Source organism: Desulforamulus profundi, from assembly GCF_002607855.1.
Map to the genome: position 1 here is coordinate 77,699 of NZ_AWQQ01000049.1, position 26,095 is coordinate 103,793.

General features: G+C 49.6%; 23 protein-coding genes and 7 pseudogenes. 6 read left to right on the top strand and 24 right to left on the bottom strand.

Annotation, left to right across the window (positions count from 1 at the left end):
* Nucleotides 1-36: 36 nt before the first annotated feature.
* The 9 genes and pseudogenes from rny to P378_RS08790 all read right to left on the bottom strand — a co-directional run bounded on the left by rny (nucleotide 37) and on the right by P378_RS08790 (nucleotide 10,865).
* Nucleotides 37-1,577, bottom strand: a pseudogene (rny, locus tag P378_RS08750) (ribonuclease Y).
* A gap of 343 nt (nucleotides 1,578-1,920) precedes the next feature.
* Nucleotides 1,921-2,966: pseudogene (recA, locus tag P378_RS08755) on the bottom strand (recombinase RecA).
* 184 nt (nucleotides 2,967-3,150) lie between these two features.
* On the bottom strand, nucleotides 3,151-4,749 hold the full coding sequence (locus P378_RS08760; protein ID WP_099082975.1) for a DEAD/DEAH box helicase: 1,599 nt from the start codon (nucleotides 4,747-4,749) through the stop codon (nucleotides 3,151-3,153).
* A 19-nt stretch (nucleotides 4,750-4,768) separates the two neighbouring features.
* A pseudogene (locus tag P378_RS08765) lies at nucleotides 4,769-6,008 on the bottom strand (competence/damage-inducible protein A).
* A 186-nt stretch (nucleotides 6,009-6,194) separates the two neighbouring features.
* Nucleotides 6,195-7,679 (bottom strand): AAA family ATPase, encoded by a 1,485-nt coding sequence (locus P378_RS08770; RefSeq protein ID WP_099082976.1) that lies wholly within the window; start codon nucleotides 7,677-7,679, stop codon nucleotides 6,195-6,197.
* A complete protein-coding gene (locus P378_RS08775; protein ID WP_099082977.1) occupies nucleotides 7,663-8,232 on the bottom strand; it encodes a hypothetical protein in 570 nt (189 codons plus the stop codon). Before P378_RS08775 ends, P378_RS08770 begins: the two co-directional genes overlap by 17 nt.
* A gap of 183 nt (nucleotides 8,233-8,415) precedes the next feature.
* On the bottom strand, nucleotides 8,416-8,961 hold the full coding sequence (pgsA, locus tag P378_RS08780; RefSeq protein WP_099082978.1) for a CDP-diacylglycerol--glycerol-3-phosphate 3-phosphatidyltransferase: 546 nt from the start codon (nucleotides 8,959-8,961) through the stop codon (nucleotides 8,416-8,418).
* Nucleotides 8,958-10,290: pseudogene (rimO, locus tag P378_RS08785) on the bottom strand (30S ribosomal protein S12 methylthiotransferase RimO). Before rimO ends, pgsA begins: the two are co-directional and overlap by 4 nt.
* Nucleotides 10,291-10,364: 74 nt before the next feature.
* Entirely contained in the window at nucleotides 10,365-10,865 is a 501-nt protein-coding gene (locus P378_RS08790; RefSeq protein ID WP_099082979.1) for a YajQ family cyclic di-GMP-binding protein, read from the bottom strand.
* A 112-nt stretch (nucleotides 10,866-10,977) separates the two neighbouring features.
* Between P378_RS08790 and P378_RS08795 the strand changes: the two genes are divergently transcribed.
* The 4 genes from P378_RS08795 to P378_RS08810 all read left to right on the top strand — a co-directional run bounded on the left by P378_RS08795 (nucleotide 10,978) and on the right by P378_RS08810 (nucleotide 12,584).
* Nucleotides 10,978-11,559: a DNA-processing protein DprA gene (locus P378_RS08795; protein ID WP_099082980.1), complete on the top strand. Its 582-nt coding sequence runs from the start codon at nucleotides 10,978-10,980 to the stop codon at nucleotides 11,557-11,559.
* A gap of 180 nt (nucleotides 11,560-11,739) precedes the next feature.
* Nucleotides 11,740-12,003: a hypothetical protein gene (locus P378_RS08800; protein WP_099082981.1), complete on the top strand. Its 264-nt coding sequence runs from the start codon at nucleotides 11,740-11,742 to the stop codon at nucleotides 12,001-12,003.
* 96 nt (nucleotides 12,004-12,099) lie between these two features.
* On the top strand, nucleotides 12,100-12,255 hold the full coding sequence (locus P378_RS08805; protein ID WP_238473057.1) for a hypothetical protein: 156 nt from the start codon (nucleotides 12,100-12,102) through the stop codon (nucleotides 12,253-12,255).
* 143 nt (nucleotides 12,256-12,398) lie between these two features.
* Nucleotides 12,399-12,584 (top strand): hypothetical protein, encoded by a 186-nt coding sequence (locus P378_RS08810; RefSeq protein WP_099082983.1) that lies wholly within the window; start codon nucleotides 12,399-12,401, stop codon nucleotides 12,582-12,584.
* Between the two features lie 443 nt (nucleotides 12,585-13,027).
* Here the strand turns inward: P378_RS08810 and P378_RS21460 are convergent, their stop codons facing one another.
* The 4 genes from P378_RS21460 to P378_RS08830 all read right to left on the bottom strand — a co-directional run bounded on the left by P378_RS21460 (nucleotide 13,028) and on the right by P378_RS08830 (nucleotide 17,379).
* Nucleotides 13,028-13,279, bottom strand: a complete 252-nt coding sequence (locus P378_RS21460) for a DUF4115 domain-containing protein (protein WP_238473058.1) — start codon at nucleotides 13,277-13,279, stop codon at nucleotides 13,028-13,030.
* Complete coding sequence (locus P378_RS08820) at nucleotides 13,279-13,794, bottom strand: helix-turn-helix domain-containing protein (protein WP_238473059.1); 516 nt, start codon at nucleotides 13,792-13,794, stop codon at nucleotides 13,279-13,281. The genes P378_RS21460 and P378_RS08820 overlap by 1 nt, the downstream gene beginning before the upstream one ends.
* Nucleotides 13,739-14,866 (bottom strand): tRNA 2-selenouridine(34) synthase MnmH, encoded by a 1,128-nt coding sequence (gene mnmH / locus P378_RS08825; RefSeq protein ID WP_099082984.1) that lies wholly within the window; start codon nucleotides 14,864-14,866, stop codon nucleotides 13,739-13,741. Before mnmH ends, P378_RS08820 begins: the two co-directional genes overlap by 56 nt.
* 233 nt (nucleotides 14,867-15,099) lie before the next feature.
* On the bottom strand, nucleotides 15,100-17,379 hold the full coding sequence (locus tag P378_RS08830; RefSeq protein WP_099082985.1) for an FtsK/SpoIIIE family DNA translocase: 2,280 nt from the start codon (nucleotides 17,377-17,379) through the stop codon (nucleotides 15,100-15,102).
* Between the two features lie 152 nt (nucleotides 17,380-17,531).
* Between P378_RS08830 and P378_RS08835 the strand changes: the two genes are divergently transcribed.
* Together P378_RS08835 and P378_RS08840 are read left to right on the top strand one after the other, a co-directional pair.
* Entirely contained in the window at nucleotides 17,532-17,744 is a 213-nt protein-coding gene (locus tag P378_RS08835) for a spore coat protein (protein ID WP_099082986.1), read from the top strand.
* An 18-nt stretch (nucleotides 17,745-17,762) separates the two neighbouring features.
* Nucleotides 17,763-18,104, top strand: coding sequence for a spore coat protein (locus P378_RS08840; protein WP_238473060.1), 342 nt, complete (start codon nucleotides 17,763-17,765; stop codon nucleotides 18,102-18,104).
* Here the strand turns inward: P378_RS08840 and P378_RS22870 are convergent.
* The 11 genes and pseudogenes from P378_RS22870 to P378_RS08885 all read right to left on the bottom strand — a co-directional run bounded on the left by P378_RS22870 (nucleotide 18,080) and on the right by P378_RS08885 (nucleotide 26,092).
* The gene (locus P378_RS22870; RefSeq protein ID WP_274378669.1) at nucleotides 18,080-18,214 is read right to left on the bottom strand and encodes a hypothetical protein; all 135 of its coding nucleotides are present in this window, start codon (nucleotides 18,212-18,214) and stop codon (nucleotides 18,080-18,082) included. The two genes, P378_RS08840 and P378_RS22870, sit on opposite strands and share 25 nt — an antisense overlap.
* A 43-nt stretch (nucleotides 18,215-18,257) precedes the next feature.
* Nucleotides 18,258-18,464, bottom strand: a complete 207-nt coding sequence (locus tag P378_RS08845) for a YlzJ-like family protein (RefSeq protein WP_099082987.1) — start codon at nucleotides 18,462-18,464, stop codon at nucleotides 18,258-18,260.
* The gene (locus tag P378_RS08850; protein ID WP_099082988.1) at nucleotides 18,461-19,321 is read right to left on the bottom strand and encodes a ClpP family protease; all 861 of its coding nucleotides are present in this window, start codon (nucleotides 19,319-19,321) and stop codon (nucleotides 18,461-18,463) included. Before P378_RS08850 ends, P378_RS08845 begins: the two co-directional genes overlap by 4 nt.
* Before the next feature lie 306 nt (nucleotides 19,322-19,627).
* On the bottom strand, nucleotides 19,628-19,930 hold the full coding sequence (locus tag P378_RS08855; RefSeq protein WP_180261037.1) for an amidohydrolase family protein: 303 nt from the start codon (nucleotides 19,928-19,930) through the stop codon (nucleotides 19,628-19,630).
* Nucleotides 19,879-20,064: a hypothetical protein gene (locus tag P378_RS08860; protein WP_099082990.1), complete on the bottom strand. Its 186-nt coding sequence runs from the start codon at nucleotides 20,062-20,064 to the stop codon at nucleotides 19,879-19,881. The genes P378_RS08855 and P378_RS08860 overlap by 52 nt, the downstream gene beginning before the upstream one ends.
* A 296-nt stretch (nucleotides 20,065-20,360) precedes the next feature.
* Nucleotides 20,361-21,455 (bottom strand): ribonuclease J, encoded by a 1,095-nt coding sequence (locus P378_RS08865; protein ID WP_338013879.1) that lies wholly within the window; start codon nucleotides 21,453-21,455, stop codon nucleotides 20,361-20,363.
* Nucleotides 21,456-21,475: 20 nt separating this feature from the next.
* A pseudogene (locus tag P378_RS23520) lies at nucleotides 21,476-21,961 on the bottom strand (MBL fold metallo-hydrolase); the annotation flags it as partial.
* 309 nt (nucleotides 21,962-22,270) lie between these two features.
* A pseudogene (dapA, locus tag P378_RS08870) lies at nucleotides 22,271-23,160 on the bottom strand (4-hydroxy-tetrahydrodipicolinate synthase).
* 37 nt (nucleotides 23,161-23,197) lie between these two features.
* A complete protein-coding gene (gene dapG, locus P378_RS08875) occupies nucleotides 23,198-24,436 on the bottom strand; it encodes an aspartate kinase (protein ID WP_099082991.1) in 1,239 nt (412 codons plus the stop codon).
* Between the two features lies 1 nt (nucleotide 24,437).
* Nucleotides 24,438-25,460: an aspartate-semialdehyde dehydrogenase gene (locus P378_RS08880; RefSeq protein ID WP_099082992.1), complete on the bottom strand. Its 1,023-nt coding sequence runs from the start codon at nucleotides 25,458-25,460 to the stop codon at nucleotides 24,438-24,440.
* 48 nt (nucleotides 25,461-25,508) lie between these two features.
* Nucleotides 25,509-26,092, bottom strand: a pseudogene (locus P378_RS08885) (dipicolinate synthase subunit B).
* Nucleotides 26,093-26,095: the final 3 nt, after the last annotated feature.

Below are 26,095 nucleotides of genomic sequence, written 5' to 3' on the forward strand. Positions count from 1 at the left end.
CAAAAACGGCCCAAACGGGCCGTTTTTTGTTAGGTCCTATTTAGCATATTCAACATGCCTGGTTTCCCGAATAATCACCACTTTAATCTGTCCGGGATAATCCAGCTCGTTTTCAATCTTTTTGGCAACGTCTCTCACCAGGCGGACAGCTGCTAAATCATCCACCTTGTCCGGTTTAACCATAATGCGGATTTCCCTGCCGGCCTGGATGGCAAAGGATTTTTCAACCCCTTCAAAGGCGCTGGCAATCTCTTCAAGTTTTTGCAGCCGCTTGATATAAGACTCCAGGGTTTCCCTTCTGGCCCCGGGACGGGCAGCGGAAATGGCATCTGCCGCTTGGACCAGCACAGCTTCGATGGTTCTTGGTTCTTCGTCCCCGTGGTGGGCGGCGATGGCGTGGATGACGTCCGGGCTTTCCTTGTACTTCTGGCACAGGCTGACGCCGATGGCCACGTGGGGACCCTCCACCTCATGGTCAACCGCTTTGCCGATATCGTGCAACAAACCGGCACGTTTGGCCAGCTTCACATCAATCCCCAGTTCGGCGGCCATGAGACCTGCCAGGTGGCAGACCTCGATGGAGTGTTTCAATACGTTCTGACCGTAGCTGGTGCGGAACTTGAGTCTTCCCAGCAGTTTTACCAGCTCGGGATGCAGGCCGTGTACACCTGTTTCAAAGGTGGCTTGCTCTCCTGCTTCGCGAATTTGAACCTCCACGTCCTTCTGAGCCTTTTCCACCATCTCTTCAATTCTGGCAGGGTGGATACGCCCATCGGAGATCAATCTCTCCAGCGCCAGGCGTGCCACTTCCCGGCGAATGGGATCAAACCCCGACAGGATGACAGCCTCAGGTGTATCATCGATGATTAAGTCGATACCGGTTAAGGTCTCAAAGGCCCTGATGTTACGACCTTCCCTACCGATAATGCGACCCTTCATTTCGTCGTTGGGCAAAGGAATAACAGCAACCGTGGCTTCCGCCACATGGTCCGCCGCACACCTTTGAATCGCTGAGGAAATAATATCCCGGGCCCGTTTTTCGGACTCCTCTTTGGCTCTGTTTTCGTAGTCTTTAATCATCACAGCCATATCATGTTGAAGATCTTTTTCAATATCATTCAACAAAATCTGGCGCGCTTCTTCTGAAGAAAGCCAGAAACTCTCTCAAGTTCTGCCAATTGACGATGTAAAGCACCGGTGAGTTCGGCTTTGGTGTTCTCAATCTCAACCTCTTTCCGGCAGAGGGATTCCTCTTTCTTTTCCATGGAATCCATTTTGCGGTCCAAGGTTTCTTCTTTTTGCAGAAGTCTTCTCTCCAAACGCTGTAGTTCATTTCTGCGGTCCCGGATTTCCTTTTCCATTTCGTTCCGCAGCTTAAGAACTTCCTCTTTGGCCATTACGATGGCCTCACGTTTTTTGCCTTCGGCATCCTTTTCAGCCTCATCCAAAATCTTCTTCGCCTGGAATTCAGCGGAGGCAATTTTCCCTTCGGCAATGTTCTTTCGAATAAAAAACCCTGCTGCCAGACCAACCAGGGCAGTAACGAGTATCACCAGAATTAATTGAATTGGTTCCACAGTTTTCACCTCCTGTCTCTGTCATCGAATTAAATTCATTTTAGACAAATAAAAAAACCGAGTAAAACTCGGTAGAAAAAGAACCGGATATCTGGTTTGTCCATATCGCAGGTAAATAAATTACCGTTAAAGATATTGGGACACAGCGAAAAAGCCAAAAATCCCTAATAGGATAAGGGGAATGCCTTAAGGATATTGGATTTTATCTATATAAAAACCTGTTGCCAGATATCAAATTCTATTTTCTCCCAAAGATAATTGTACATCTTTTTATAGTCACTGTCAAGGTTCTCACCCCCCTGGCAACCCGGAGGCAACCCCTTAAACCACCTGGCAGCAAACCCTAAACAACATCATCATCAGCGAGTTCATCCACGGTGCCGCTGCCGGACCCTAACTCAATGTTGCCCAGGGCCAGTTTTTCACGCACCTTGCGTTCGATTTCCTGGGCCAATTCCGGTCTTTCCTTGAACAATTCCTTGACATTTTCCCGGCCCTGGCCCAACCTTTCACCGCCATAGGAATACCAGGCGCCGCTTTTGTTGATGATTTTCAATTCGGTGGCCACATCCAACACACTGCCTTCCCTGGAAATACCGGTACCGTACATAATATCAAACTCTGCCTGCTTAAAGGGAGGAGCCACTTTGTTTTTGACAATTTTCACCTTGGTGCGGCTGCCGATGATATCGGTGCCCTGTTTGATATTTTCGTGTTTGCGCACCTCCATCCGGACAGAGGCGTAGAATTTCAAAGCTCGTCCACCGGTGGTAACTTCCGGTGAACCGTAAACAATGCCCACCTTCTCACGAATTTGGTTGATAAAGATCACCGTGGTTTTGGATTTGCTCACGATACCGGTCAGTTTTCTCAGGGCCTGGGACATTAATCTGGCCTGCAGGCCACATGGGCGTCACCCATTTCCCCTTCAATTTCGGCCCTGGGCACCAGAGCGGCCACCGAGTCCACCACCACCACATCAATGGCGCCGCTGCGCACCAGCGCTTCACAAATCTCCAGGGCCTGTTCACCGGTATCCGGTTGAGAAACCAGCAGGTTTTCGGTGTCTACGCCCAGACGACGGGCATACACCGGGTCCAGGGCGTGTTCCGCATCAATAAAGGCGGCCATACCGTTTTGCCTCTGGGCTTCGGCAATGACATGGAGAGCTACGGTGGTTTTACCGGAAGATTCAGGGCCATAGATCTCCACCACCCGTCCCCGGGGCAGACCGCCCACCCCCAGGGCAATGTCCAGGGACAAAGCGCCGGTGGAAATGGCTTCAACGTTCAGTTTGGTGGAGTCTCCCAGCTTCATGATGGAACCCTTGCCAAACTGCCTTTCAATGTTGGCCAGGGCCAGTTCAAGGGCTTTCAGTTTATCGGACATAAAAATCTCCTTTCACACAATCTAAACATATGTTCGGTTGTTTCCATTATAAGGTATCTTAAATTAAATAGTCAATAAAAAAGAGACTCGAAATTCGGCTTTCGAAGCTTAATTGCTCGTTCTTCAGGGGAACGGACCCCCTGTTATTGCGAACCTCGAACTCCGAACCTCGAGCCTCGAGAAACTACCGTCTGGCCCTGGCAGGTTCCACAAACAACCGCCTGCCTTTAAACTGCTGCCTGTGCAGGCAGCTCATAACGCAGTTGGCCCAGTCTTCCGGCACCTCTACAAAGCTGAAGTTTTCATAAATGTTAATGCTGCCGATTTTACCGCCCGGGATGCCGGACTCATCAGAAATCAGCTTGATGATTTCCGCCGGGGTAGTCTTGTCCTTTCGTCCCAGGGTAAGGAACAGCCTGACCATGCCCGGTCTGGCCCCGGTATTGCCAAAATTGACGGTATCAAGGTCCGCTTCATCCTCGGCGGGCTCCAGATCCAGAGAGAGTTTGAGGGCGGCGGCCGCAATATCCATCGGGTCATATTCATCAATCAGACTGTCCACCACAGAGCGATAGTAGCCCAGCTTGCCTTCCTCCATAATGCGCAGCAGCCTGTCCTTGATGCCTTCTTTCTGACGCTCCGCCACATCCGCTATACTGGGGAGCCGTTCCCTTTTGATTTTGGTTTTGGTAATATTCTCAATCAGCCGGAGCTGGCGGTATTCCCGGGGGCTGATAATGGTAATGGCCACGCCAGACCTGCCGGCCCTGCCGGTACGGCCAATCCGGTGTACATAAAATTCCGGGTCCTGGGGAATATCGTAGTTAATGACGTGGGATACACCCTCAATGTCCAGTCCCCTGGCTGCCACGTCGGTGGCCACCAGTAGTTCCACTTCCCCTGACCGGAACTGCCTCATCACGTTATTCCTCTGCTGCTGGCTGAGATCCCCGTGCAGGGCGGCAGCGGTATATCCCCTGGCCTGCAGACCGGCCACCAGTTCGTCTACGCCGCGCTTGGTGCGGCAAAAAACAATGCCCTGGGTGATGTCCGTAATATCCAGCAGCCTGCACAGGGCCTCCAACTTGTGCTTTTCCGGCGCCTCGTAATAAACCTGTTCGATTTGGGGTACGGTAAGATTGGTTTTACTGACCGTAACGTATTTGGGATCCTTCATATACTGGTGGGCCAGCCGGATAATTTCTCCCGGCATGGTGGCGGAGAAAAGCAGTGTCTGCCGTTCCGCCGGGGTGTGCCGTAGGATTTCCTCAATGTCCTCGATGAAACCCATATCCAGCATTTCGTCCGCTTCATCCAGCACCACCATACGGACCTGGTCCATTTTTAATGTCTGGCGTCTGAGATGGTCCAGCAGGCGGCCGGGAGTCCCCACCACCACCTGCACACCGTAGCGCAGCGACCTGATCTGTCGTTCGATGGATTGCCCCCCGTAAATGGGCAGCACCTTAATACGGGAAAAACGGCCGATTTTACTGATCTCTTCAGCCACCTGAATGGCCAGTTCCCTGGTTGGGGTAACGATAACCGCCTGAATTTCCTTTATTCTAAAATCCAATCTTTCAATCAACGGTATGCTGAAGGCGGCCGTTTTACCGGTGCCTGTTTGAGCTTGACCGATAATATCATGACCGGCTAATACCTGGGGCACCGCAAGTTGCTGAATGGGGGTCGGTTCTTCAAACCCCATCTCGATCAGCCCGTCGACAATCCTTTTGCTAATTTCCAGTTCCCCGAATAATTTTGTTTCTTTTCTGTGGTTCATTCATTTCCTTCTTTCTAGATTATTTCCCTTGCAAAAAGTGTTTGGCCATCTTTAAAGCGGCATTGACCGTGCCGTTACGAATGGCTTTCCTCTCCCCGGGAAAACGGTACTCCCGGAAGCAAACCCCCGTGGGCGAGGACAATGCAATATAAACCAGCCCCACCGGTTTTCCCTCGGAGGAAGTGGGACCCGCCACCCCCGTGACGGACAGACCAATGCTGCTGCCCAGTTCCCTGCGAACCCCTTCTGCCATGGCAATGGCGGTTTGACGGCTCACCGCCCCGAATTGTTCCAAAATCTCCGGGGGAACGCCCAGGATTTTTTCTTTGACCCTGCTATTGTAGGCAATAACGCCTCCCACCAGGTAACGGGAAGCACCGGGAATATCGGACAACCGCGCCTCAATTAAACCACCGGTGCAGGATTCAGCCACCCCGATGGTTAGCCCGGCATCAATCAGGAGCTGCCCCACCACCTGTTCGATTTTTTCATCGTCTTCGGCAAAAATATATTGGAATAACCTGCGCCGAACCAGATCAGACAAATTCCGGACCAGGCTGGAGGCCTCTTCCAGGGTCGACCCCTGTCCGGTAATCCGGATCTCCACCAATCCGGGCTGCACCAAAAAGGCAATTTCAGGATTGCCCATACCGCATAAATCGTAGATCAGTTCCTGAACGGAGCTTTCTCCGATACCGGTCAGTTTAAAGGTCTTGGAAGTACACAGGGTCCCCCTGTGGGGCAAACTGTTCAAATAGGACACCACGGAGTTTTCAAACATGGTTTCCAGTTCCCAGGGCGGTCCGGGTAAAATGATGATGGCTTTTTTATCGACCTCGACGATGGCACCCGGGGCGGTTCCCCTGGTGTTGGGCAAAATCCTGGCGCTCCGGGAAATAGGCCTGTTTGGTATTGTTGGCCGGCATTTCCATGCCTCTTTTGGCAAAGTAATCCTTAATGGCCTGGAGGGATGCCTCATCCAGCTTCATATCCAGTTCCAGTACTTCCGCTACCGTTTCTTTGGTCAGGTCATCAATGGTCGGCCCCAGACCCCCGGTAATAAAGATAAGGTCAGACCGCTCCAAGGCCTGGAGCAGCACCAGACCCATGCGGCCCCAGTAGTCTCCCACCGTTGTGTGTTGTATAACTTCGATTCCCATCTCCGTCAGGCGTCTGCCTAAATACTGGGCATGGGAATTTAATACTTCACCCACCAACAATTCTGTACCGGTAAAAATGATTTCTGCCTGCACACGCATCACCTTTTTCTTGCTTTATCCTTTAGTTATTCGCCGGTACTACCAATTTCCCTTCACAAATATTGAGAAAAGCATGCTATACACCAATTCCTGGCTGTCTTGCTCCTGACAGTGGAATTAAGTCTTTATGAAGCAGCAAAAGAGACCAAAGATTGGTCTCTTTTATGGTTTCCAGATATTATCAATTTATGCAGCGGCCGGGGCCAGCATCAATGCTCTGAATTCCTCGCCGGAAATCTTTTCTTTTTCCAGCAGAACAGCCATGGTAGAATTCAAAAACTCCTGATGCTGTTTCATCGACTCAAAGACCCGCTGCTCCTGTTCCTTGATAATTTCAGAAACCACGTTGTGCTTCATTTCTCCGGGAAGGCTTTCCAAACGAACCACGCCCAGCTTGGACATGCCGGACTTGATCATGGTCTCTGCCGTATGCAGGGCTTTTTCGTAGTCGTTGGAAGCGCCGGTGCTGCGGTTGCCGTAAACAATTTCCTCCGCCACCGCCCCTGCCAGCATAATGGCAATTTGATTTTCCAGGTAGTCCTTGGTGTATAAATAGGTATCGTCCTCGGGGTTTTGACGCATGTAGCCCAAGGCGCCACCCCTGGAAGTCACGGTCAGGGTTGAGACCGATCCCGGGCGCACCAGCTCGCTGATCAGGGCATGGCCGATCTCATGCACAGCCACCCGCTTCAGTTCTTCGGGGTTGGGCCGGCGGTCCAGCTTTTCGCCCATAATCACTTTGTCGACGGCCTCATGGAAATGACGGTAATGGATTTTCTTTAAGCCCTCCCGCATAGCCAGAATGGCCGCTTCGTTGGCCAGACTTTCCAGGTGGGCGCCGGAAAAACCAAAGGTCTCTTTGGCCACCTGGGAAAGGTCCACATCCTCGGCCATGGGTTTGTTGCGGGTATGCAGTTTGAGAATTTCCAAGCGGCCTGTTTTATCCGGCAGATCCACTTTCACCTGGCGGTCAAAGCGTCCCGGACGCAGCAGGGCCGGGTCCATCATATCCACCCGGTTGGTGGCGGCCATAATCAAAAGCCGCACGCTGTCATCCACCTTCAGTCCGTCCATTTCCACCAGCAGGGCATTCAGGGTCTGGTCATATTCCATATGACTGGAATTTTGACCCCGTTTGGCTGCCAAAACCTCAATCTCATCAATGAAGATAATGGCATTTCTCCTTTTTTGTTTGGTAGCGGTTTCCCGGGCCGTTTGGAACAGCTTGCGAACCCTTTGGGCCCCCACACCGGCATACATTTCCACGAAATCCGAACCGCTGGCAGAAACAAACACCGAATCGGTGTAGCTGGCAGCGGCCCTGGCCATCAGGGTTTTACCCGTTCCCGGCGGTCCGGTCATTAAGATTCCTTTAAGGGGACGGATACCCAATCTCTGAATTTCTTTATGGTTTCTGATAAAATCCAGGGCCTCTTTCAGTTCCTTGATGGCGGTAGCCTGTCCGCCGATATCATCAAAGGAAATTTCCTGCCGTTTGGGAACCGCAGGAGAATTGCCGAACCCCGATTTCACCATGCCCCTGGCACTGGTCAGGTAAAAAAGCGCCCCCCCAAAGGCCAGCAGAAAAATAAAAGGGGTTATATCATAGCCCGCCGTCGCACCAAAGACCAGCAGTGCGGCGCCCAGGCCGATACTAATTTCTTTTAGCAACATTGGCACCTCCTTGCCAGAAGACCACCTCACCGGGAATTTGTCTGGGGATAACCTGATGCAGATAATGCCCGTCCGGTTTTGTGATTTGAATGTAAATATTGTTTTGGTCCACAAAGACCTTTCCTTCCGCCCCCTGTTTCCGGGCAGCTTCCTGGACCTTCAGGGCAACCTCGGGGAAATTCCCCGCCACCTGGGATTGATAAATCACATGGTGGCTCTCATAAAAGGCCTGGTCCAGTGAGGGGTCGGTTTCACTGACAAATTCCAGTTGATAAGGTGTCTTACCCATAACCTGACCCGTCAACTGGTTGATTTCCTGATAAGCATCCATTAAGTTAACTGTATCTTTCGATAATTTAACTTTAACCACAGATTTTGTGGAATTCTCTTCAACCTTAAAGTCCTCTACCAGTTTGTTTTCGGCCAGAACCTTGTTTAACGGCTTCTGAAAATTGTATTCTTGATAAGCCCACTGCCCGCCAAAGGCCAGGGCCAGTCCGCAAACAAAGGCCAAAAAAATAACCGGAAGCTTAAGGCCGTGCCATTGCATAGCCATCATCCTTTCCAGTATTAGTACTGCTCATATGCTATACCATTATACCATGATCGTATATACGATTCTTTATGAAACCATTGGAAATAAAAAGCCTTAAGGCAACTAATCACCCTAAGGCAAGCATAGTAAAAACGCCCGGGGAAGACCCGGACGTCCTATCCTTTCTTTTCATATCTTCTAATATTCACCTTTTTTTAACAAATGCCAGCCTTTGGACACATAGTCGACGCCGGACCAAATGGTGAAGAAGACGGCCACCGCCATGGCGATCTTGCCCAGGTCAAAACCGAGGAATTGTAAGGTAACATTATGCAAAAACATGACCACAATGGCGATAATTTGGGTCACAGTCTTCCATTTCCCTAGTTTGCTGGCGGAGATCACCACACCTTCGGCAGCGGCAATGGCCCTGAGGCCGGTGACCATAAACTCCCGGCCGATAATCAGCACCGCCACCCAGGCCGATAGTTTTCCCAGTTCCACCAGCACGATCAGAGCCGCGGAAACCAGCAGTTTATCCGCCAGGGGGTCCATAAACTTGCCCAGGGTGGTAACCTGCTTATTTTTGCGGGCAATATAGCCGTCCAGCCCGTCTGTACTGGCGGCCAGCACGAAGACACCGGCGGCGATGATATCTCCGTATTTAATTTTAAGGGTGACAACAGCCAGAAAGACAGGAATTAAAAACATTCTGGCCAGCGTCAGTCGGTTGGGCAAATTCATTGGGCCAACTCTCCCATCAAATCATACTCTAAGGCCCTGTTAATTTTCACTTTGACAATCTCCCCAATGGCCAAAGGCCTGGGCTGGTGAGCTCCACCGTACCGTCAATCTCCGGGGCGTCAAAGGAAGAACGACCGGCATAAACCCCTTTGCCGGGGTCCACCGCTTCTTCCACCAGAACTTCCAGTTCCTGCCCGATGCGTTTCCTGTTTTGGGCCAGAGAGATTTCCCGCTGCAAGGTCATAGCCCGGTGATAGCGTTCCTGTTTAATCCGGCCATGGACCTGATTCTGCATCTCCGCAGCGGGGGTTCCTTCTTCCTGGGAATAGGTAAAAACACCGGCCCGGTCAAATTTCATTTCTGCCATAAAGTCCAGCAGTTCTTGAAAATGTTCTTCGGTTTCCCCGGGAAAACCAACAATAAAGGAAGTTCTGATAACGATTTCCGGTATCTCCCGCCGTAGGCTTTCAATTAACTCACGGGCCTGCTGCTTGGTAACCGGGCGCCGCATGGCCCGCAGAATGTCATCTGCAGCATGCTGCAGGGGCAAATCAATATACTTGCAGACATTGGGTGTTTCGGCGATGGCTTTAATTAAGTCCTGGGTGAACCGGTTGGGATAGCAGTACAGTAAACGAATCCATTGCAGACCGGGGGTAGGTCCCAGTTTACGAACCAATGCAGCCAGGCGGTATTCATCGTAAAGATCAAGCCCGTAGCGGGTGGTGTCCTGGGCGATTAAGATAATTTCTTTGGCCCCGTTCCCCACCAGCCTTTTTACTTCCGCCCCGATGGATTCCATGGTCCTGCTGCGAAACCGGCCTCTGATATCGGGAATGGCACAATAGGCGCAGCGATTATCGCAGCTTCGGCAATTTTTACATAGGCCGTATGGGCAGGGGTACTCAGTAATCTTGGGGCGTGCTCGTCGTAGATATACAACGGATCATTGATGTGGGAACTTCGCTGCCTGTGGCCCAGGGCGTTATCGACAACGGTAACAATCTCGCTGATATGACCCGGTCCCACCATGGCGTCAATTTCCGGGATCTCCTCCATCAGTTCCTGGTGGTAGCGCTGGGCCAGGCAGCCGGTGACGATGAGAGCACGACATTTGCCCTTTTCTTTATAGCGGGCCAATTCAAAGATATGTCGTATGGATTCCTCCTTGGCAGCTTGGATAAAACCGCAGGTGTTAACGATTAATACTTCCGCATCTGCTTCCTTGGTGGTTATGTGATAGTTGGCCTCCCGCAGCATGCCCAGCATAACCTCTGAGTCTACCAGGTTTTTGGGGCAACCCAAACTGACAAATCCTATGGTGGGCATTAACGTTTCCTTTCGCATTATAAAAAATATTCTTAAATAGTATAAATCAGCGGGATAAACCTGTCAAAGCTAAACTAAAACGTTCTATAGTTGGTAAACTCAACGGGAATATTTAATTCCATCCCCTTCACCACGGCGATGGCTGCCTGCAAATCATCCCTGTTTTTCCCGGCAACCCTCACCTGATCTCCCTGAACGGAAGCCTGTACTTTGACTTTGCTGTCCTTAATGGCCTTGACAATTTTTTTGGCGATGTCCTGTTCAATTCCCTGCACCAGGGTAACCACCTGACGTACGGTATCGCCCGCTGCCGGTTCTATTTTGCCGTAGCGCAGCGCCTTTAGATTTACTCCTCGTTTGACCAATTTGCTTTCTAATATATCTATGACGTTGCGAAGTTTAAAATCATCATCACTGATTAATGTAATTTCCGGTTTCCCCTCAAAAATAATTTTGCTTTTACTTCCTTTAAAATCAAACCGGTTTTCTATTTCTCTTAAAGTCTGGTTGACGGCGTTTAAAACTTCCTGCATATCCACACGACTGACAATATCAAAACTATTTTCCTTTGCCACTTGTGACGACCTCCCTGTGCATACTTTTAAATAATACAAATTATATCATAATGGATAATGTTGTCAAAAATTTCGATGGTTTTGTTATAATGGTTTTTGGAGGGATCATAAAATGAAATTCAACTATCTGGGAACATTCCCCCACGATCAAGATATTATTGCCATTATAGGGCCCAGGAGGCCCGCTCCCGGGTCTCCGTCCTCGGAAATACAGCAGCACCAGCGCGACTGTGCCATGGCTTACAAGCTTGCCGGGGAGGCGGCCAAGAAAGGCATCGTGGTTTTATCCGGCTTGGCCTCGGGAATTGATACAGCCGCCCATTGGGGATGTTTGGATGCAGGAGGCATCACCGTGGCAGTGGTCCCCTTCGGGCTGCAGGCGGCCGTCTTCCCCCCGGAGAATAAATCCCTGTACCAAAGCATTGTTGCCCGGGGCGGCTGCATTGTCAGCCAGTTTGACCTGGGTCAGCCTGCTGTAAAATGGACCTTTGTGGCCCGGGACAAAACACAGGCCCAGCTGTCCAAGAAAATCCTGGTGGTGGGCACCTTCCCGCCCAACGGGGTGATTGCCGGAGGCACCAAACATTGTGCCAGGTGGGCCAGAAAAATGGAAAAACCATTATACCATTACCGTGAAATAAACGGCCAATATACCATCTTCCAGGATAATGACGTACAAATAATAAATTATTGAAGTGTTATAAGCATTAAAGTAAGGAAAACCTGGCCATACTAAACCTGCTGTCGGAAACAGGTTTAGTATTTTTAGGCATTTAAAATGTGTCAATGTCTTACTATTCAAATTATTTTACTTTTGTTGCAATATTTTTCACGATCTACTACTATATTGAAAAGATTTCAAAGGGGTATGCCTATGGTTTATGTGAGAAGACTTTCTTTAGAGGAAATTGTTGATCTTGAGTGGCTGGCGATGCTGGTGGACCAGGTTTTGGAATACAACAACTATACCGTTCTATTGGAAGAAAAACATTTAAAGATGATTCAGCTTGCCGTTAACGGCTCTCTGGATATCGAAACCATTGCCAGTTATGTTGTGGATTATTTATCTCCGGAAGCGATTCATTTCAACTATCAATACAAAGAAGTCCTCGGTTTGGACCAGGACGAGGTGGTTTGATTAGTGTTTTTATGTTCTTTTTGTTGCAAATTACTTGGCCAGTTAGCATAAATGTGGTATACTTCTTGCCAAAAAGTACAAGGTGGTTGCAGTTCTTTGAACAGAAAATTAAATTGGCGATTGATCTTAAGTGCGGTTGGTTTCTTATTAATTGGCGTCAGCATGTTTTTTCCCAAGGAAACCTGGCTGATTATCTCCGGAGCGCTTTTGTTCGGGATCGGCATGATCCGAAAACCCAAAAAACGTAAATAGAAAAAATACTCGGGACTTGTACCCGGGTATTTTCTTTTTTTCCTATTGGTAAGAATTTGCAGCCTATAACCGCTGTAAATAGAGAGTAAAAATGGGGCGTTGAAGGTAGAATAGTAAAAAATGACCTGGAGGTGAACCTCATAATGAGAGATAGCACCTGGAGATACCCCAACTTTGGTTTTTGGGCCGTTCACGTTGCTTCCCTGGCTGCCATGGGCTACCTGGCTTACAAAGCAGCTGACTGCAGGTACGATGCAGATGATGCCGAAAACCGGGCCTTTGCCGAGAGAATGCCCAAGAACAGAGAACCTCAGGCAGACCAATTCTAAGATAACCCGACTTCGGTCGGGTTGTTTTTTGATGCTGATTAAAACACAAATAAGAAAGGGTTTTTTCGCGCATCGGAGAAAATTTAATATGGGGTGATAAGATGCATATAATATGGCTGGTACTAGGACTGCTTGGTGCCATATGGATCTTCTGGGACACGCGGAAACAGGGTTATCCCCTGGAATCTTCGGTGCGTTGGGCCATTGGGACTTTTTTTGTACCGGCGGCTGTAATCCCATTCTACCTTTTGCAGTCCAATTTTCGATCTAAATATCACAGGCAGCAAAAAGGGGCAAGCCCCAGGACGTCACCTCCGATATGCAGGTGAGGTGTCCCCACTGCGGGGAATTTTACCAGGGTAATCCGGAAAAATGCCCCCATTGCAAAACTGTGCTGAAAGACGAATAAGGAGCCGGCTGGCCCCTTATATCTTTAATGATTTTTACCCCTGGGTTATGTTAGGTTCTTCTCCTGCACTGAAAGTCTTTTTAGAAACCTTGCCGCTTTCACCCAGACGGCCCAGCTCTTTGCCGTTTACGTTAACTTCCACCGCTCCGGCGTTCCCGACGTGCAGGTAGATTTTTTCCTCTGCTTGAAAATCTTTTGTTTCACCTGGATTCACTGTGCCGGTAAAAACCGTTTTCCCATCGGCAACAATCTGCATCCAGCTTTGACCGTCCGTTACCTTCAGCACTACCCGGACTCCTTCAACCTGCTGGGGCGGTTGGTTTGCCTGGGGTGGATTGTCAGGGGCCGGGTTGGTATCGGGGGGATATTATTCGGATTTTCAGCGGGTGGTTGTTGTACGGTCTTGGGTAATTCCGGCTTGTTGTCTTCGGGGCGGTCGCCGATATTATACAGGGCGTTAAAGGCTAACAAGGAGATTAGGGCCACACCCGCAGCCACATACCTCCATTTTTTGCTTCCTGTGTCCGTGGGCTCCGCTTCATGTTTATCCTTTTCAACTTCCGGTGGGGCTTCATTGTTTATTTGACTGAACTCGTTCATGATCTCTTCGGTATCCAATTCCAGAAACTTGGCATAGGTCCTGAGAAAGGCCTTGGCGTATACCTGTCCAGGTAAAACAGCAAAATTCTCTTTTTCTAAAGCCTCCAGATATTTGGCCCGGATTTTGGTTGCTTCCTCCAAATACTCAAACGAATAGCCCTTCTTGATCCGCGCATTCCTCAAGACTTCCCCGATTGACATGGGATTCACCTCCGTTTTCCACCGGCACTCCATACTCCGGCAGTGTTGTCACCCATTGAGCCAGTTGGTCTGCGGCGCTGTCCAGGTCTTCACAGTCCACAGACAAATCATAATCTTCGCTGGGCCTGTCAGGATAGTTGTACAGTGGGTCATAATAATGGGTAAGCAAGTATGGAATAACCTCGGTAAACCGCTTCTCCGCTATCTTTATATTTAAATCTTCTACAATTCTGGCGCCAAGGGACTTTTTCAACAGGCCGGTACTGAACTGCAGCCGCTCAATATTATGATCCGGTCCCTGGGTATACTCATCAATAATTCTACTTACACGGGTTTGTAAAGACGCATAAAGAAGAACTCGATATCCTCCGGCCATGGAATTGAGGATGGCAGTAGGCACAATTAGTTTACCCAGTCTGCGGCTTTCACACTCCACAAAAATGACGCCCTTTTCCTCGGCGGCCACCAGCGCTTGCACGATTTGAGCCTCAAAATCCTTTTGGGAAGGAGAATCCGGCAGTCCGATTTTGCCGTAGGCGGAACCCCGGTGGCGGGCAATGGTCTCCAGGTTCAGCACAGGTAAAAAACGTTCCCGCAGTTTTTGTAAAACAATGGTTTTACCCACACCGGTAAGTCCATGCAGGACGATGCTTTTATGGGGAATGATTTCCCGGTCCAAATACCTGTGCACATACCGGCGGTAAGCCTTGTACCCGCCCTGGATGCGGCAAACAGGAAGTCCCAGGGAATTTAAGACAGAGGCTGTATATTTACTGCGCATACCGCCGCGCCAGCAGTACAGCAATACTCTTTTGTTCTTTGCTAAACCGGCTATGTCCTTAAATAATTCCGGCAATTTGGGGCTGGCAATTTCTAACCCTAACCGCTTTGCTTCCTCTGTCCCCACCTGCTTGTAGGTGGTGCCGACTGCTGTCCGCTCCTCGTTCGTAAACAAGGGAACATTAACGGCGCCCGGAATGGAGCCTTCTGCAAATTCTCCCTCGGAACGAACATCCACAAAGCAAACGTCCTTCATTTGCAGAGCATCTGTTATAGAAATATCCTTAACCATTGATCTCTTCTTCCTTGCCACCATCTATTCTCGATTATTCTAGATTATCCTGCAAAAAGAAATAGAGAAATTGCCCCATTTATTATGATTTCCACTCTAAAAAGGTCAAATTCTAATAAATTCTATGATTTTCTCCCACTATTATACAAATAGTTCAAGCAACGTCAGTATAGCATGTACCGCAGAAATGGTCAACTTTTGTAAGTTGACCATTTAATCAATAAAATATATGTTTACTTCCCTTTAAAGGTCTGTAAATACTGCTCCATGGTCATTAAAATGGCCCTGGGTTTACTTCCTTCATAGCCACCTACAATGCCCTTCTTTTCCATAATATCAATGAGACGGGCCGCCCGGGCATACCCGATATGCAGCCGCCGCTGCAGCATGGAAATGGAGGCATGGCCGGTCTCAATCAGGATTTTGACAGCTTCCGGCAGAAGCTCGTCCTCGGCTTCCTGGGTTTCCTGTTCCTTGGGTTCCTCCTTGGCCACCGAATCGTCATAGACCGGTTCGGACTGCTTCTTCAAGAAGTTGACCAGGTCTTCCACTTCCCGGTCCGAAAGATAGGCCCCCTGCACTCGAATGGGCTTGGGCGCTCCCACAGGGAAAAACAACATATCTCCCTTGCCCAGAAGTTTTTCAGCCCCGGCCATATCCAAGATGGTCCTGGAGTCCACCTGGGAAGAAACAGCAAAGGAGATTCTGGAGGGAATGTTGGCTTTGATTAAACCGGTAATGACGTCCACCGAGGGACGCTGGGTGGCCACCACCAGGTGAATGCCGGCAGCCCTGGCCATCTGGGCCAGGCGGCAGATGGCATCTTCCACATCGGCCGGCGCCACCATCATCAAGTCAGCCAACTCGTCAATAATGACCACCATTAAGGGCAACGGTTTTTGACCCTGCCCCGGTTCTTTGTCGTTGAAAAGGTTGTTGTACCTGGCAATATCCCTCACACCGGCTTTGGCAAATAATTCGTAACGCCTTTCCATTTCCCGCACGGCCCACCGCAAGGTTGTGGCGGCTTTTTTGGGGTTGGTTACCACCGGGGATACCAGGTGGGGGATGCCGTTATAGGTGGCCAGTTCCACCATTTTGGGATCGATCATTAAGAACTTTACTTCATCCGGTGTCGATTTAAAGAGAATACTGGAAATGAGCGTGTTGATACACACACTCTTACCGGCACCGGTGGCGCCGGCAATCAAAAGGTGGGGCATTTTTGTCAGGTCTGCCAATATCGGCGTACCGGCGATGTCTTTCCCTAAAGCTACCGTTAACCGGGAAGGTGCGCCGGTAAATTCCTTGGACTCCAACAGGTCCCGGAGGTGAACCATGGAAATTTCCCGATTGGGGACCTCAATGCCCAGCGCCGCTTTGCCTGGAATGGGCGCTTCAATGCGCACATCCGGCGCTGCCATGGACAGGGCAATATCGTCGGCCAGACTGACAATGCGGCTGACCTTTACCCCTGCCGGCGGTTGAATCTCGTAACGGGTAATGGCAGGTCCCCGGGAAACCTGGGTGACCTTTGCCTTAATGCCGAAATTCTCCAGGGTCTCTTCCAGTTTTGCAATATTATCGGTGATATCCCTGGCGCTGGATATGTTTTTATTGCTTTTCAGGGGCCTGGACAACAGGGTTAGGGGAGGCAGCTTAAAATGGCTGACATCCTGCAGGGACAATTGGGTATAGGAACTGTTCGGTGTTTCCTCCTGTTCGTCAAGTACGGTTTGCTTGACCGGACCGGCGGTTCTGGGTTTACCGTCACAGGTCAAATTGATGGGGCCTGTTCTTTCCGGATCATCCTTCTCCTCATATTTGTCCAGTTCTGAATCCATGTACAGTATGTGGTCCTGCGATGTGTTGATAATCACCGGCGTGACGTTTCCGTGCTGACTCTGGTTGCCTGTCGAATCCCCTTCCTCCACTTCGGTAAATAAAAAGTCATTTAATCTTTTACCGGTGCTGCTGAAACAATCCTTCGCTTTGGCGGTGGTCTTTTGCGCCAGCGCCGCCATGGAGATATTGGTCATCAGCAAAAGGGCCACCACAAAGCCCGAGGTCAACAGAATATAAGTGCCGGCTTTGCCAAAGGATTGAATCAGCAAAAAGGCGATCATCGACCCAAGGAGCCCGCCGCCTTGGCTGGCGGTGCTTTCGTCCATGATTCCCATGAGTACTTCCGAAAAGGTTGCTTTTAAAGGAACCATGAGGCTCAAGACGGTAAGGATGATTAAAAATAACAGCACAGCGCCGTACACTTTGATATTTACCGGCGTACGACTCCGATCAACAATCAATTTGATGCCAAACAACCCCAGGAAGGCCATTAAGACAATGCCGCCAAAGGTGCCAAACATCCCCTTGAGAACCCGGCCCACAAAGCCGCCAACCGCCCCCAGGGGTGTATTGGCAAAACTGATAAAGCCCAGCACAGAGATGGATATTAAAATGATGCCGAAAATCTCATATTTCAAATCGTCTTTTAATTTTCTCAGTATGTCCAAAGCCAGGCACCTCCAAATAATATATACTACAGAAATTTCCAAAATCCTTTTATTGGATACTCCTATGACGGCCACAGATGAATAAAGTCGGACATGCTAAAACATATTAACATTGATCCAACAGTATTTCCACTTAGAAAGGGGGATTTAAGATGCCGCATGCCAAAGGAAAAATAACCGCCCGTGAATTACTTGACCTGCAAAGCCATCTGATGCTGGAAAGCAACCTGGTGGGCCAATTCAATCACTTTGCACGGGAATGCACCGATCCTCAGCTTCGTCAAATGTGTGAAAGCTTTGCCCGCAGCCGTACGGACAGTTTTCAAAGACTGGCCCAGCACACCAATATCGGCCCAATTCAATAAATGAAAGGAGGTTTTCAGATGCGCAGTGATCAAGTAACCGATAAAAACTTGTGTATGGCTTTAATAAACCAGTTAAAATGGGATGCTGTTTGTTTAACCTCAAAAATCCTGGAATGCAACGACAACAAATTACGCCAGGATTATATCAACGTTTTAAACCGCACCTTTGCCGAGCAAAAACAAGCCTATGACTATGCCAATCAGCAGGGGTGGCACCAGCCCATGATGGCTGAACAAACCATGATCAGCCAGGTGCAAAGCGACGTGCAAAAAATGATTACAGAAATTCAGCAGAGTATGATGACCATACACCAACAGGCCCAAAACCAGGCCATTCAACCCCCCAGCAGCAAACCATGATGAATATGGGCCAGGGCATGGGCGCCTTTCAGAATTACAACATGCCGACCTTCGGTAACCAGCAGCAGGTTTATGGAGGTTCTCCCCAGCAGTATTACCGTTAAATACAAATATAAACGGCACCTCGCCGCACGGGGTGCCGTTTATATTTGTTTAAGTGATTAAACCGGGATATACATCTTTGTTAAGGTAATGGGCCGGGTCGGAACTGTTGATGCGAACAACTCTCTTTTTGCCGTTGTCCACTTTTTCCAACAGGACAGGGATTCCCGCCACTTCGCCGGACTCATAATCCGGGTATACCTGATCATCAAAGCCTGCCAGGACCTGTTCCGCCGGCAGCGGTGTCCACAGGATCATTGGATCTTGCACCTCTCTTTGTTTCTACGGCTTTCTATGATTTCCTTAAGTTTACAAAGGGCTTGCCCAATGCCGCCGACCTCGTCGATTAGCCCAAAGTCCACGGCATCCTTGCCGATCACCACGGTACCGATGTCCCGGGCCAGTTCGCCGGTTTTAAACATTAACTGTCTGAATTTTTCATCAGTAACCTTGGAGTGATCGGTGACAAACCGAATTACCCGGTCCTGCATTTTGTCTAAATAATCATAGGTTTGCGGCACGCCAATCACCAGACCGTTGAGCCGGATGGGGTGAATGGTCATGGAGGCAGTGGGGGCAATAAAACTATAAGCACCTGAAACGGCAATGGGAACACCGATGCTGTGTCCCCCGCCCAGTACCAGGGTAACCGTTGGTTTGGTCATGGTGGCCACCACCTCTGCAATGGCCAGACCGGCCTCTACATCCCCGCCTACTGTATTTAATATCAACAGAACGCCTTCTATGTTGTCGTCCTGCTCAATTGCCACCAGTTGCGGGATGACATGTTCGTATTTGGTAGTTTTGTTCTGGTTGGGCAGCACGATATGACCTTCGATCTGTCCAACAATAGTAACACAGTGGATATTGCTTTTGATATTTTCCGGCACGGTGGGAGTCCCCAATTCTTTTATATTTTCCAAAGTTCCTTTAGCCTGTCCCATCACCCTCTTGGGGGCGCCGGGGACACCGGGATTGGGCTGCCGAATGGTTTGCGGGTTGGTCTCTGGATTTGTTTGGGGCATGTTTGGAACACCCGGTGGCTGCATGGGATTGGTAGTTATAGGAGTAAAAGGTACCGGCCCGGGCTGATCATTGGTATAACGTTGTCTCAAGGAAAGAGTCACTCCTCGTATTGTTCTATACATTACTACTAGTATGCATTTATTCCATCCTCATAATGTATGGATAAACATAAAACCTTTTGAATTTTCCTGAAGTGGTAAATTAATATAATAAATCAAGACATCTAAAGCAAAAGGAACTGCCCCGAAGGACAGTCCCTTAGTATTTGGACTTAGCGAAGTTGTTAGATTTTTTGATCATACTCTCAGGGCAGCCATTTTAGCAGGGCGCTTCAACCAGCCTGGCCAGCTTAATCACCCGCCCGGCGGCTTCCCCTTCCGCCAGCGGCGGGCGGCTCAAAGCATGATATTTGGGTTCGATTTTCCCGCTGCCTGAAACTCCTTAACCAGGTAATCGATCATATGATGATTTTCCGCATGGACACAAACCAGACCGCCATGGGTCCGGGCCTGGACCAGGGCCTTCAGGAGAACGTCATCGGTGACTCGCAGCGTCTCATAGGTGGTAAACATCTTAAAACTGGTATAACCCCGGTCTATCATGACCGGCATTTCCCTGAGCGTGCTCTCATTCAGGTCGGAAAGAGTTACGTGGAAACTGTAATCAACGACCGCCTTCCCCTCTGCCTTCCGGTGCATGCCTCCACCGTTTCTGCCAGTGACCGGCCCTTTGTCTGGTTGGCAAAATCAATCACGGTGGTGGTTCCGCCGCAGGCGGCGGCAATGGTGCCGCTGGTAAAATCATCGCTGGTAACCAGATCACCGCAGGGCATCGCCAGGTGGGTGTGGACGTCAATCCCACCCGTTTCCGCCGGCCTCTATGGTTTTTGTGCCGTACCGGGCCAGGTCCGTACCAATGGCGGCAATCCTGCCGTTTTTAATCACCAAATCAAAAACTTGCATAGCAAGTCTCCTCTTAAAAAAAATAAAAGGGTGCCTGGTACTTAAGTTATTAAGTTATTTTGCATGGGTAGAAAAACAGATTTCTCCCTAAAAGTTATCCACAGTTTATAAAAAGCATAATTTTCTAAAACAAAAATAAAAACTCCCGCCCAGGGGCGGGAGCAGGTTATACTTCCATGATGATCGGTAAGATCATTGGCCTTCTCCTAGTTTTTTCATATAAAAATTTTCCTAAATCATCTCTGATTTGCGATTTAATGCCTGCCCATTCGGAAATCCCACGGTTGCAGCACTTGTCCAGGGCGATTTTAACCTTTGTTTTGGCCTCTTCCATGAGCATTTCCGATTCACGGACATAAACGAACCCTCTGGAAACAATATCGGGACCGGCCAGCACCTGGTTGTTCTCTTTGTCCATGGTCACAACCACAATTAAAATGCCGTCCTGGGACAACTGTTTTCTGTCCCGTAAAACGATATTGCCCACATCCCCGACGCCCAATCCGTCCACCAGCACTCTGCCTGAGGTGACTCTGCCGGTCATTCGTCCGTACTTACGGGTAAATTCAAAGACCTGGCCGTTCTCTCCCACAAAAATATTTTCAGCGGGTATTCCCAACTCCCTGGCCAGCTCAGCATGCTTTTTCAGCATTCTGTATTCCCCGTGCACCGGGATAAAAAACTTGGGCCGGATTAAATTGATCATTAGTTTTAATTCTTCCTGACTGGGGTGGCCGGAAACGTGAATACCGGATACGGCTTCATAGATAACCTTGGCCCCCAGCTTGAAAAGCTGATCAATGATCCGGGCAACCAGTTTTTCATTGCCGGGAATGGGGGTGGCAGAAATGATCACGGTGTCCCCGGGCATAACATCCACCTGACGGTGATCGTTCATGGCAATGCGGGTCAGGGCGGACATGGGTTCACCCTGGCTGCCGGTGGTCAGCAGGACAACCTTGTTTTTGGGCAGCCGGGCGGCTTCATCCAGTTCCACCAGTGTCCCTGCCGGGATCTTGAGGTAGCCCAGCTCACCGGCCACTTGCATAACATTAACCATACTCCGCCCAACCACGGCTACATGGCGGTCATATTTATGGGCCACGGTAATGGCTTGCTGCAGCCGGTGAACATTGGAGGCAAAGGTGGCGATAATGATCCTTTCCGGAGCATTCCGGAATGTCTCATCGAAGGTATTCCCCACGACCCTTTCGGACATGGTATAACCAGCGCGCTCAACGTTCGTACTGTCTGACAGCATAACCAAAACGCCCTTTTCTCCCAGGGCAGCAAATCTGGCAGATCGATGACCTCGCCGTCCACAGGCGTCTGGTCGATTTTGAAATCCCCCGTATGCAGTAGGGTTCCTACGGGTGTATGGATGGCAATGGCCATAGCATCCGGTATACTGTGGGATACCCGGATAAATTCGCACTTAAAGGGGCCAATTTGAATGGTATCCCTGGGTTTAACGGTATTCAGCTTGACCTGTTCCAACATGTTGTGTTCTTTTAATTTGCCCTGCACCAGCCCCAGGGCAAGTTTTGAACCGAACACCGGGACATTGATTTGCCGCAGGACGTAAGGCAACGCTCCAATGTGATCCTCATGGCCATGGGTAAGCAAAATACCCAGTACCTGTTCCTTGTGTTCCAATAGGTAAGTTATATCGGGGATAACAATATCGATCCCCAGCATTTCCTCTTCCGGAAACATTAAACCACAGTCAATGAGCACAATGTTTTCCCCGAATCTCACCGCGGTCATGTTTTTACCGATCTCGCCTAATCCCCCCAGGGGAATTACAGCTAACTTTGGTTCTTTCGCCAAAACCGCACCTCCTACGATCCAAATAGTTGCTAAATGATTTGATACAAGCGCTTCGATTCAATATACGGTGAGAAACTAGGAGAAGGCGGGGAAAAATATGAAATTGTACACTGCTGTGGTAAACCGTCCCTGTAACCTACGCAATAAATTATACTCAAATTATGCTCTAACGGCAATATGATTACCCGGAAGTGCCAAAAAAWTACAAACAGGACACACCGGGATGTGTCCTGTGGCTAATAAAATTTATAGCAGCTCAAGGCTTTTCATGACGCCTTTTACCGATTCAATTTCACTGGCCGTTGCTTCCACCAGCGGCAGTCGAACACCGCCCACCGCAAATCCCTTCAGGTTTAAAGCGGCCTTCACAGGAACGGGGTTGGTGGTAATAAACAGTCCTTTAAACAGCGGGAACAAATGTTTATGGAGGTTGGCTGCCAGCGTTGTATTGCCGGAGGTAAAGGCGTCAATCATTTCCTGGATTTGCTTGCCGGCCACATGACCGGCCACACTGATGATGCCCTTGGCCCCCAGGGATAACATTGGGAGGGTCATGGAATCATCGCCGCTGTAAATGGCAAAGTCCTCGGGTAACAGCCGGCGCAGTTCCGAGACCTGGTCGGTATTGCCGGCGGCCTCTTTAATGGCCACGATGTTGGCAACATCTGCCGCCAGCCTGGCCACCGTAGCCGGCAGGACATTAATGCCGGTACGCCCCGGTATGTTATAAAGGATCACCGGCAGGCTGGTGCTTTCAGCCACCGCCCGGAAATGACGGTAAAGTCCTTCCTGGGAAGCTTGTTATAATAGGGCGCCACCAGCATGACACCGTCACAGCCGACCTTCTCTGCTTCTTTGGTCAGGGCAATGCTGCCGGCGGTGTCATAGCTGCCGGTACCGGCCACCACCGCCGCCTGGCCCCCAACCTCATCGACAATGGCTTTAAACAATTCAATTTTTTCGTCTTTGGACAGGGTCGGGGACTCCCCGGTGGTACCGCAGACCACCAATCCGTCCGATCCGTTTTCCACTAAATACCTTCCTAATTTTTTAGCCTGGGCGAAGTTAACTGATAAATCAGGATTAAAGGGAGTCACCATTGCTGTAAGAACCCGCCCAAAATCAACAGCTGCCATTAATTATCACCATCCTTACTTATTTATTACCCTCTGCTTACGATTGGGTTTTGCAGCTATGTCCCAGTTCAAACTTCCGGTGCAGGGCACGGATGGCTTTATTCATATTTACTTTCTCCACCAAAACCCAGATGGTGGTATGGGAATCGGAAGACTGCAATATTTCAACCCCTTCTTCGGTAAGGGCCTGCACAATACGAGCCATTACACCCGGTACACCTGTCATTCCTGCCCCCACTGTGGAAACTTTAGCGCAGTTGGATCTTACCATGGGGTAGATGCCGAGGTTTTCCAGCACAGCCACAGCCTTTTGGGCTACCTCATCTTTCACCGTTAACATAATTAATTCCGGGCTGACATTAATAAAGTCAATACTGATATCCGCCAGGGCCAAAGCCCTGAAGATACGTAAGGCAGGATCTTCCACCGTCAGATCCTTTACATGGATTTTTAACTGGGTCACTCCTGCAATATGGGTAACACCGCTGGCAACCCGGTCTCTGGTAATATCAATGGTGCCATAAACTTCATGATGACTGGTTACCAAAGTTCCCGGGGCATCGGTAAAGGTAGAGCGAACCCGGATGGGAATATTCTTCTGCATGGCAATTTCTACCGCCCTGGGATGGATGACCTTGGCCCCTTCATGGGCCAGCTGGCAAATTTCATTGTAGGTGACGGTATCCAGAATGCGGGCATCTTCTACAATTCTCGGGTCTGCTGTCATGATTCCTTCCACATCGGTATAGATGTCAATGCATTCCGCATTAAGGGCCACTCCCAAAGCGGAAGCGGTGGTGTCACTACCGCCGCGGCCCAGGGTGGTAATTTCTCCTGTTTCGCTGGTCCCCTGAAAACCCGCCACAACCACGATTTTTCCCTGTTCGGCATGTTTAATAATGTTTTTCGGGTCTACCCGGATAATACGGGCATCATTATGGTTGCCATCGGTGATGATTCCCGCCTGTGCCCCGGTGAGGAGAACCGCCTGCCTGCCCATCCGCTGCAGGGTATTCACCATGGCTACACCGGATATAATTTCCCCGCAGGACATCAACATATCCATTTCCCTGGCCGGGAGATCACGGTTAATGGATAAGGCAAAATTAATCAATGTGTCGGTAGCATAGGGTTCCCCGGCCCGGCCGATGGCAGAAACCACAACCACCGGTGCAAAACCTTCGTCAGCAGCGGCAAAAATCCTGCCGACAACAAGATCCCTCAATTCCTGAGTCACCAGTGAGGTTCCGCCAAACTTCTGCACAAGAAAACGCATGTTACTTCTTCTCCATTAAACAGTCATATTTTAATAGGAGTTCCGCAATCTGCACGGCATTGGTTGCCGCACCCTTGCGAATTTGATCGCCTGCCACCCAAAGGTTCAAGCCGTTGTCAACGGTATGGTCTTCACGAATGCGCCCCACAAAGACCTCATCCTTATCGGAGGTGAACAGGGGCATGGGATACACTTTGTTGGCCACGTCGTCTTGAACAATGACACCCGGCGCCTGAGCCAGAATTTCTTTAGCCTGGGCGGCGGTCAGTTTTCGCTCGGTTTCAATGTTGACAGACTCGGAGTGACTGCGATAGACCGGCACCCGGACGGTGGTGGCGGTGATTCGAATGCTGCTGTCATGCATAATTTTCTGGGTTTCTTTCACCATTTTCCATTCTTCTTTGGTGTAGTCCATGTCCTGGAATACATCAATGTGGGGTATCAGGTTAAAGGCAATCTGGTGGGCAAATTTACTGGGGGGATATTCCCTGCCTTCTAGAACCGCTTTTACCTGTTCGGTCAGTTCTTCAATACCTTCTTTGCCGGCGCCGGATACCGCCTGGTACGTGGAAACCACCACCCGTTTGATGCCTGCGGCATCATAAATGGGTTTTAACGCAACCACCATGATGATGGTGGAGCAGTTGGGATTGGCAATAATTCCCTTGTGCCAGGTGACATCCTCCGGATTCACTTCCGGCACCACTAGGGGAACCTCCTGGTCCATCCGGTAATTGCTGCTGTTATCAATGACCACACAGCCGCGTTCCACAGCCGCCGGCCCATACTCCAAACTGGCTTTACCGCCGGCAAACAATGCGATGTCCATGCCGGTAAAGGACTCGGGGGTGGTCTCCTCAACAACATATTTTTGGCCCTGGAACTCAATTTCTGTTCCGGCGGAACGGGAAGTTGCGCAGAGTTTTAGATTGTTAATGGGAAAATTGCGTTCATTTAATATATTTAAAATCTCCTGACCCACTGCTCCGGTAGCACCGACCACAACGACATTCACCTTTTTCAAGCTCAATTTCCCTCCTTGATATGTTAGATACCCCCGGTTCGGACAAAATTAGGGCTGCACCAAAATAGGTTGGATTTGTTTTCCCTGCAAAGCCTGTTCGATGGTATCGATAATCAGATCCATGCGGCTTTTCAGAGAGTTTGGTTTTCCGGTGGGACTATCCTGACCAAATGGTACCATATAAACATTCTTGGTGTTAAGAAGTAATCCAAGATTTTTTGCATTCATCCCCAAACCGTCGTTGGTGGAGATCCCGAGGATAACCGGTTTTTGGTTTCTTAGATGGGCTTTGGCCGCCATTAAGACCGGCGTATCGGTAATTCCGTTGGCCAATTTGGCCATGGTATTGCCGGTGCAGGGGGCAATAACGACCACATCCACCAATTGTTTGGGTCCCACTGGTTCAGCGCCGCTGACGGTATTGATGGGCTCTTTGCCGGTGATTTGTTTTAGCAGATCACGCCATTTTCGGGCTGTGCCAAAACGGGTGTCGATTTTGTCAACAGCATAACTTACAATGGGAAATACCTCTGCCCCTTCGTTCACTAACTCCTGAATTTTCGGCATGATTTCATCTAATGTACAGTGGGATCCCGTCAGGCAAAGCCAATACGTATTCCTTTTAAACGCATATG